Origin of the sequence: Clostridium nigeriense (genome assembly GCF_050585245.1) — a bacterium.
Taxonomy (GTDB): domain Bacteria; phylum Bacillota; class Clostridia; order Clostridiales; family Clostridiaceae; genus Clostridium; species Clostridium nigeriense_A.
In genome coordinates this window covers 1-5,944 of record NZ_JBNOOF010000024.1, presented here as the reverse complement: position 1 = coordinate 5,944, position 5,944 = coordinate 1, and the positions used below count along the sequence as shown (strand labels likewise).

Annotated in this window: 10 protein-coding genes and 1 pseudogene; all 11 read left to right on the top strand. The window is 28.0% G+C overall.

Features of this window, described 5'->3' with window-relative positions:
- Positions 1-195 (top strand): annotated as a pseudogene (locus ACQPUY_RS17500) (single-stranded DNA-binding protein); the annotation flags it as partial.
- 10 nt (positions 196-205) lie between these two features.
- Positions 206-652 (top strand): hypothetical protein, encoded by a 447-nt coding sequence (locus ACQPUY_RS17495; RefSeq protein WP_430843313.1) that lies wholly within the window; start codon positions 206-208, stop codon positions 650-652.
- A gap of 148 nt (positions 653-800) precedes the next feature.
- Positions 801-977 carry a hypothetical protein gene (locus ACQPUY_RS17490; protein ID WP_430843312.1) on the top strand — a complete coding sequence of 59 codons (177 nt, stop codon included), beginning with the start codon at positions 801-803 and terminating at the stop codon, positions 975-977.
- Between the two features lie 128 nt (positions 978-1,105).
- Positions 1,106-1,627, top strand: coding sequence for a YcxB family protein (locus ACQPUY_RS17485; protein ID WP_430843310.1), 522 nt, complete (start codon positions 1,106-1,108; stop codon positions 1,625-1,627).
- 82 nt (positions 1,628-1,709) lie between these two features.
- A complete protein-coding gene (locus tag ACQPUY_RS17480; protein WP_430843308.1) occupies positions 1,710-1,880 on the top strand; it encodes a hypothetical protein in 171 nt (56 codons plus the stop codon).
- Positions 1,881-2,402, top strand: coding sequence for a hypothetical protein (locus ACQPUY_RS17475; protein ID WP_430843306.1), 522 nt, complete (start codon positions 1,881-1,883; stop codon positions 2,400-2,402).
- 324 nt (positions 2,403-2,726) lie between these two features.
- On the top strand, positions 2,727-3,314 hold the full coding sequence (locus ACQPUY_RS17470; protein WP_430843304.1) for a hypothetical protein: 588 nt from the start codon (positions 2,727-2,729) through the stop codon (positions 3,312-3,314).
- A gap of 137 nt (positions 3,315-3,451) precedes the next feature.
- Positions 3,452-3,589 carry a hypothetical protein gene (locus tag ACQPUY_RS17465; protein WP_430843302.1) on the top strand — a complete coding sequence of 46 codons (138 nt, stop codon included), beginning with the start codon at positions 3,452-3,454 and terminating at the stop codon, positions 3,587-3,589.
- A gap of 63 nt (positions 3,590-3,652) precedes the next feature.
- Positions 3,653-3,946: a hypothetical protein gene (locus ACQPUY_RS17460; protein WP_430843300.1), complete on the top strand. Its 294-nt coding sequence runs from the start codon at positions 3,653-3,655 to the stop codon at positions 3,944-3,946.
- Positions 3,939-4,361, top strand: a complete 423-nt coding sequence (locus ACQPUY_RS17455; protein ID WP_430843298.1) for a terminase small subunit — start codon at positions 3,939-3,941, stop codon at positions 4,359-4,361. The genes ACQPUY_RS17460 and ACQPUY_RS17455 overlap by 8 nt, the downstream gene beginning before the upstream one ends.
- A gap of 167 nt (positions 4,362-4,528) precedes the next feature.
- Complete coding sequence (locus ACQPUY_RS17450) at positions 4,529-5,878, top strand: terminase large subunit domain-containing protein (protein WP_430843296.1); 1,350 nt, start codon at positions 4,529-4,531, stop codon at positions 5,876-5,878.
- Positions 5,879-5,944: the final 66 nt, after the last annotated feature.

Sequence of the window (5,944 nt, the reverse complement as noted above, 5' to 3'; positions counted from 1 at the left end):
ACGGGTAGTTATGATGCTAAAGATGGAACTAAGAGATATACAACAGATGTAGTTGTAGAAAGCTTTGAGTTTATAGGAAATAGTAACGGAAGCAGCAATAGTCAAAGTAATACATCATATCAAGATAATAACTTTGACCAAGGTGGTTTTTATGATGATATGACACCAGAGTATACAGAGGATTGTCCTTTCTAGGAGGGAAATTATGAAAAAGATAGATGAAATATATAAATACTTAAATAGGAATTCGAGTAGAGAAAAGAATCAATTGTTAAAAAATATTGCAGAAAAATTTGAATTAAGTAATGAAGATGCAGAAAAATATTATAACAGTTGGAAGAAGGAATATATGAAGCCTAGTAATATAAGCATTAGGAAAGAAGATGCTGAGAAGATAGCTAAGGAAGTAGCAAGGCAAGTAGAGAAGGAATTAGTTAAGGAGGGAAAAGGGATGTCTAAAGAAAATGGATTAGAAATAATAGAGAAAGAAGTAGTAAAGACAGTAAAGGCTAAAGGAATAAACGGCATATATGAAGCAAAAACAGGTGTAGGAGTAGCTTTAGAAAATGAAGGATATAAAATTGCTTTTAGAAGTATAGATGAATTAGAAGCTTTTTGTAATGAATTTAAAATGATGTTCGGAGAGATATAAAATTGAAATATATGTAAAGGAGTAGGGGCATGAGAGTATTGGTTATATGGTTAATAGTAGCATTACTTTACTTAGTGTTTGTATATGGAGCTACTAAGGGAGATAAGAAATGATTTGAAATTATTACGAATTAAAAAGGAGTGTTAATATGGGGAAAATAAAATGGATTATAAAATGCCCTCATTGTAATAAGGAATATGATGGACTTGAGTATGTAGATGATTCAGGTCTTATGGATGGAGAATTTGAAATGTGTTGTGAGGGATGTGAAAAAGAATTTAAGGTTAGATTTTCAACAATTATATACTTTGAAACAGAAAAATAATTTGAAATTATTGCGAATTAAATAAAAATATGTTCTTTAAAAATTGAATAATGCGGCATTTGGAAAAATATGCTATAATAAATTCAAACTTTTAATATTATAATTGATTTATTACAAGGAGAGATAATATGTTTGAAACTAATGGTAAATTTAATGAAGAAATAATAAATGAACTAAAGGTATATGCTGTAAGTCCTAAAAAAAAGAAGTTTTATAAAATCTTTGCTATTGTATATGGCTTATTAGGATTAATTGCTATCGTTATTGGATTAATAGCATCTAACCAATTTTTAATATTTATGTTTTTTTTACTTGAATTATTAGCGGTTGGCGGTATTGGTCTTATTCCATATCTTCAATATAAGTTTAAAAAAAATAATATGGAAGCATTAAAAGAAATATCTGATAAAAGTTACTTTGAAATTAAAACATTTTTTAATGAAACCGGAGCCATTCACCAAAATTTAACAACATCAACTAATTTTGAAATTAAATATAAGTTCTTTTCTAGATTAGAAGAAACTCCTTCTATGTATATCTTATTTACAAAAAGTGGACAATCCGTTTTAGTATTAAAAAATTGCTTTAGCGATGAAGAGAAAAAAGCTTTTAAAGAATTTATTAAAGAAAAATGTAAAAATATAAAATAATAAATTATTAAAAATACCGCATTATTCAAAAATGAATATGCGGTATTTTTTAGTTCGCAATTCAAAAGTAGGAGGAAGAAAAATGCTAGTAGTAACTTATAAAGAAATAGATAGAGATGGAGTAGTACATTTACCACAACAAGGAAAAGAACAGGCTAAGAAGCAAGCAAATGAATTATACAAACAAGGATATTTAAGCATAAAAGTAGTAGAGATAGAAGAAAAGGTATTGTATATACCAGGAGGAAAGTAGATGGATAAAGAACTATTTAGAAAGACAGAAGGAATACTCTATGGATATTATAGAGATAAAAATAGATTAGATTCAGTAAGAAAAGAAATAAATACAGTAAGTAGTTTAATAAATACTATAGAAAGAAATATAAGAACTTGTAATGTTAGTATAGATCCATATCAAGGAGGAACAGGAGAAGGAGAAAGGGTACAAACATCTTCTAGTAATTCAAGTTATGTAGAAAAGGCTATTATAAAAGCTATAGATGATATGGAGAAAGAAAAAGCACAAAGAACTAAGAAACTATATAAGCTGCAATGTGAAGAAAGAAACCTAATATATAAAATAGAAAAGGTAGAAGGAAACATAGGGATGCTTAAAGATGAATATAAGAAATTCCTAGAATTAAAATATAATAGATTACCAGGAGAAAAAATAGGAATGAGGGATATAGCTTTAGAACTTAATATAAATAAGAATAAAGCATATGATCTTAGAGAGGAATTAATAAAAAATATAGCTGAATATAGATGGTATTAAAAATAGGGACAAAATAGGGACAAAATAAGGACATTTGGAAGAGTTTAAGACTATATAATAGTATTTGTGAAGAAATTGGACAGGATTTTTTCATCCATAAGCGAACTATGATCCTTATATGTCAGTAGGTAGTATAAGAGGAGTGAAGCAATAAAATAATCTATTGACAGGCGAGTAAGACCTTACCTACGGGCATCATAGCCGAATAGATAAACATCACAATATTTTACCCCCTATAAATAGAAAAGCACTTAGCATAATAAATGTTAGGTGCTTTACTTAATTTATATAAGAGTATAAAATTGCAAGTGGGGGGAGAGTATTTTGAGGTTGAGGTATGAATTATATGAAATAGAGAATGTAAGTCTAGAAGGAGCAATACTTTTTAGAGCAAGGGTGATTATTGAGCCGGATATAACAATAGATGAATTGAAAGTGATGAGCAAGAAGATTGAAAAGCTGATAAATGTTAAAAATTTTGATGCGTTGGTTATTGAACTATATGATTTAGGTGCAGAATTTTGGATGAACGGAAGTTTAGGAAGTATAGAAATATATCCAAAAGGAAGGTTAGGAAAAGCATTTAAAATAGATAAAGTAGGAAGAAAAAGAGGAGCAAGAAGTCACCTTAATCGTTTTATATACTTGTATGAAAAAGATTTAAGTAAAAGGCCAACTCCAGAAGAATACAGGATATTTAGAAGCTATATGAAGTTAGTAGACTTTTATGGGAATTATGATAATATTCCAGAAGAGGTATTAAACCAATATTATAGTCTATATAATTTAGATAGCAACGAGATAAAAAATAGACAAAAAATTTTTGAATTAATTCACTTAAAATGTATGGCATGGTACGATAAAGGGAAAATAAAAGCGTACTATGATAATAGACTAGAAATGTACGAATAGCATAGAAAATTAGAACTCTAGAAATAGGGCTCTTTTTTTATTATATCTAGTTGTTAAAATCACCTCCTAAACTAGAATATTAAGCACTTTACATTATTTACATAAGATTGTAAAATTATGAATAGGGGGGTGAGAGAATGAATAAAGAAGATAAAATAATAGAATTATTAGAAAAGATATTGGATAAGTTAGATAGTATTGAATTTAATGCTCAATATATAGAAAGTTATAAAGAAGATTTTGCAGAAATTAAACAAATTATAAAACGTAAATAAGAACAAAGTTAATGAACTCTAGAAATAGGGTTCTTTTATTTTATAAAGAAAGGAAGTGAAATAATGAATATACAAAGCAAAATAAAAAAATTAATAAAAGCTTTAAATACAAAAGGATATATATACCTAGTAAATAAAGAACAATTCTTAAGTAAAAAATCAAATAAAGTATGCTCTATATATAAGTTATTTCACTTAATGAATATAGAGGAATATAACAATAAGTATCCAGATGATAAAAAAGATCCTGGTAAATATGATAATGTAAAAGTAGAGATAGAAAGTTCATTTAATCAAGTAGATATATTATTAAAGCTTGTAGAACTATATAAGGAAGTAGGTGGAGCAGATGGATAAGAAACTTACACCTAAACAAAAGGCTTTTGCAGATTATTATATTGAAAATGGTGGAAATGCAACACAAGCAGCTATAAAAGCAGGATATAGCAAAAAGTATGCGAATACTAATGCTAATAAACTACTACAAAATACTACAATTTCTAAATATATAGAAGAACGTAATAAAATAATTGAAAGTGAGAGAATTGCCTCAATAACAGAAGTTAAAGAGTATTGGACCAGAGTTATGAGGGGGGAAGAAAAAGACCAATTTGGTTTAGATGCATCATTGCAAGATAGAAATAAAGCAGCAGAAAGTTTAGCTAAGACATATGGAATGTTTATAAACAAAATTGAAAGTGATAATAAAATAAATGTAAGTTCAACTAAGAAACTAGATTCTATTCTGGAACAAATGGGAGGAACAGAATAGTAATTTCGGATAATTTGCATTTAGCGAAATTGATTTAAACAACGTAGTTAAGCCATTTATAAATAATAAAAATATTAGATTTGGTTTACTTTAACTAAACTTTAGAATGAAAAGATACTATTTCGTAACTATATATGCGAAATTTTAATTTTAAGGGGGGATTCCCAGTGTCAAATGAATATAAGTTATCTCCTAAATACCTAGATTTTTTAAAACATAATGCACCAGTAGAAGCACTTGAAGGAACAACAGCAGCAGGAAAAACTACAGTAGGAATTACTAAGTTTATGCTTAAAGTTGCTAAGTCTAAAAAGAAAATGCACGTTATAGCAGCTAAAACAACTGGTGTTGCAGAAAAGAATATAATTCAAAAAGAATATGGAATTATAGATGTATTTGGAGATTTAGTTAGGTATAACGGTAATGGTGATAAGGATAATAAAATACCTCATATTAGATATAATACATCTAATGGTGAGAAAATAATATATATACTAGGCTATGACAATATAGATAAGTGGAAAATGGCTCTAGGTTCCCAGTTTGGTTGTGTATTAATTGATGAGGTTAATACAGCTAATGTTGAGTTCGTAAGAGAAATATCAACAAGAAATGATTATATGATGATGACATTAAATCCAGATGATCCTAACTTACCTATCTATGATGAATTTATAAATTGTTGTAGACCATTAGAGAAATATAAGAAAGATGTACCAGCAGAGATATTAGAGCAACTCAATTCAGAAGAGAAGCCTAATTGGACCTACTGGTTTTTTAGTTTCTATGATAATGCAAGTCTTAGTGAAGCTGATATAGAGAAAAAGAAGTTAAGTGCTCCTAAAGGTACTAAGTTATATAAGAATAAGATATTAGGGCTAAGAGGAAGAGCAACAGGATTAATATTCTCAAACTTTGAAAGAAAGAATAACGTTATTACTAAAGAGAAGGCTAAAACATATAAATTTATTCAGTTTAGTGCTGGGCTTGATACAGCTTATTCTGAGAGTAGTCCAGATACATTAGCTATGACTTTTATAGGAATAACTGATAAAGGTAAATTAGTTATACTCAATGAGGAAGTATATAATAATAAAAATTTAGAAATACCATTAGCACCTAGTGACATAGCTCCTAGGTTTTTTAATTTCTTAGAGAGAAATAGAAAAGAATGGGGACTTGCAAGAGATGTATTTGTAGATTCAGCAGACCAGGCAACAATAATAGAATTAAAGAAATTTAAAAGGACTAATCCATGTGTATATAACTTCTTAAATGCTTATAAAAAAGTAGAAATAATAGACAGAATACACTTAGCTTTAGGTTGGATTAATGTTGATAATAAAATATACTATGAAGTTTTAAATACTTGTATAGAGCATATTAGAGAGTTAGAGAGCTATAGTTGGAAAGAAGATAAATACGAACCAGAAGATAGCAACGACCATACAATTAACTCTAGTCAGTATGCCTGGATACCATTTAGAACAAAGATAGGAAATTATAAAGGAGAATAGATATGGGATTAATAGGAGGATTTAAAAGTATGTTAACAAAAGCAGCAATTAAATATTTAAATGTTC

What these genes read in the sequence shown, in the direction of transcription:
- ACQPUY_RS17495 (WP_430843313.1), top strand. Translation starts at nt 206, where the DNA reads ATGAAAAAGATAGATGAAATATATAAATACTTAAATAGGAATTCGAGT.
- ACQPUY_RS17465 (WP_430843302.1), top strand. Translation starts at nt 3,452, where the DNA reads ATGAATAAAGAAGATAAAATAATAGAATTATTAGAAAAGATATTGGAT.
- ACQPUY_RS17455 (WP_430843298.1), top strand. Translation starts at nt 3,939, where the DNA reads ATGGATAAGAAACTTACACCTAAACAAAAGGCTTTTGCAGATTATTAT.
- ACQPUY_RS17485 (WP_430843310.1), top strand. Translation starts at nt 1,106, where the DNA reads ATGTTTGAAACTAATGGTAAATTTAATGAAGAAATAATAAATGAACTA.
- ACQPUY_RS17475 (WP_430843306.1), top strand. Translation starts at nt 1,881, where the DNA reads ATGGATAAAGAACTATTTAGAAAGACAGAAGGAATACTCTATGGATAT.
- ACQPUY_RS17460 (WP_430843300.1), top strand. Translation starts at nt 3,653, where the DNA reads ATGAATATACAAAGCAAAATAAAAAAATTAATAAAAGCTTTAAATACA.
- ACQPUY_RS17480 (WP_430843308.1), top strand. Translation starts at nt 1,710, where the DNA reads ATGCTAGTAGTAACTTATAAAGAAATAGATAGAGATGGAGTAGTACAT.
- ACQPUY_RS17490 (WP_430843312.1), top strand. Translation starts at nt 801, where the DNA reads ATGGGGAAAATAAAATGGATTATAAAATGCCCTCATTGTAATAAGGAA.